The organism is Mesorhizobium sp. SEMIA396 (assembly GCF_024518615.1).
Classification (GTDB): Bacteria; Pseudomonadota; Alphaproteobacteria; order Rhizobiales; family Rhizobiaceae; genus Mesorhizobium.
Genome location: NZ_JANIFC010000038.1, coordinates 1 through 658, shown reverse-complemented (window position 1 = coordinate 658; position 658 = coordinate 1). Strand labels below are relative to the sequence as shown.

1 protein-coding gene is annotated in these 658 nt (G+C 58.2%); it reads right to left on the bottom strand.

All coding sequences use genetic code 11. From position 1 onward, the window contains the following. A partial coding sequence (locus NP503_RS33180) for an HlyD family efflux transporter periplasmic adaptor subunit (RefSeq protein WP_256755084.1) occupies positions 1–658 on the bottom strand: 658 nt, incomplete at both ends.

Below are 658 nucleotides of genomic sequence, written 5' to 3'. Positions count from 1 at the left end.
TTCTGGCGAAAGGCGGAGTGGAACGACACAACCAACGGACCTAGCACATAGTCGAGCGCGGTGCGTTCCTCGGTGACGATCATGACTGACGCCGGCATGCCCGGATAAAGCGCAATCTGTGGGGCTGCAGCCAATTCCACCGGGTCGACTGCTACGTCGGCAAGATAGTAGGGAAACCCGGTCTTGCTGTCGGTAATGCGATCCGCCGAAATGCGGGTGACGCGACCATGAATTATGGGTATTGAGCGCTGTTTGTAGGATGTGAAACGAACTTCGGCAGCCATACCGGGTCGCAGGTTCGATATGTCCTCGACGCGAATCTGAGCCTGGACGACCAGCGAATTTTCGGTCGGAACGATATCGAGGATAGTCTGGCCCGGCGAAACGATCGCGCCGATCGAGAAGACGCTGAGATCCATCACCTGGCCGTCATAAGGCGCGCGCACTTCGGCTCGGTCCATGGCAGCCTGGGCGGCAAACATCTTGGGCACAAGGTCGGCAAGGTTCGATTGCGTATCGATCAGCATGGCTGATAGTTTGGCTCGGCGCTCATAGGTCAATTGGGCGATCTGCCCGTTGAGTTCGGCTTTGCTCTGTTGGCTGCCGGCTATAGCGCCGAGGTTCTCGTCGATTAGGCCCTGCAGATCCGAGGCCGATC